Source organism: Rhizobacter sp. P3_B12 (assembly GCF_056402895.1).
Window position 1 is genome coordinate 1 of record NZ_JBFUGN010001718.1, and the last position, 604, is coordinate 604.

Annotated in this window: 1 protein-coding gene; it reads right to left on the reverse strand. The window is 72.0% G+C overall.

What is annotated here, in order from left to right; genetic code table 11:
* Positions 1–585: HAMP domain-containing protein (locus AC1D01_RS37850; protein ID WP_477875118.1), on the reverse strand; the 585-nt coding region annotated here is incomplete at its 3' end.
* Positions 586–604: the final 19 nt, after the last annotated feature.

Consider the following 604-nt stretch of genomic DNA (forward strand, 5'->3'; position numbering starts at 1 on the left):
CGTCGTCACCACCCTGCCGACCACGTCGCCGCCCTGCACCGCCACCTGGCGGGCCGAGCTCGCGAGCTGCGTGGCCTGGCGTGCGGTGTCGGCATTCGCCCGCACCGTCGCGGTGATCTGCTCCATCGACGCTGCCGTGCGCTGCAGGTTCGACGCCTGCTCCTCGGTGCGCTGCGACAGGTCGGCGTTGCCGCCGGCGATCTGGCTCGAGCCGGTCGCGATGCTGTCCGAGCCGGCCCGCACTGCGCCGACCACCCGCACCAGGCTGTCGTTCATCACCTGCAGCGCGCCCAGCAACTGCCCGGTCTCATCACCGCTGTGCACCTCGATGCGCGAGGTCAGGTCGCCGGCCGCCACCGTCTCGGCCACCAGCACCGCGCGGCGCAGCGCGCCGGTGATCGAGCGGCTGATCACCAGGCTGATGGCGACGCCGCACAGCGCGGCCACGCCGGCCAGCACCAGCGTCGTGACGATCCCCGCACGGCCCGAATCCTGGGCCTGGCGCGCAGCGTCCTGCATCTGCGATTCCTGGAAGCGCACCATGTCGAGCGAGGCGGCCAGGTAGGCGTCCTGCAGTGGCCGCACTTCCTTCAGCAGGTAGTTG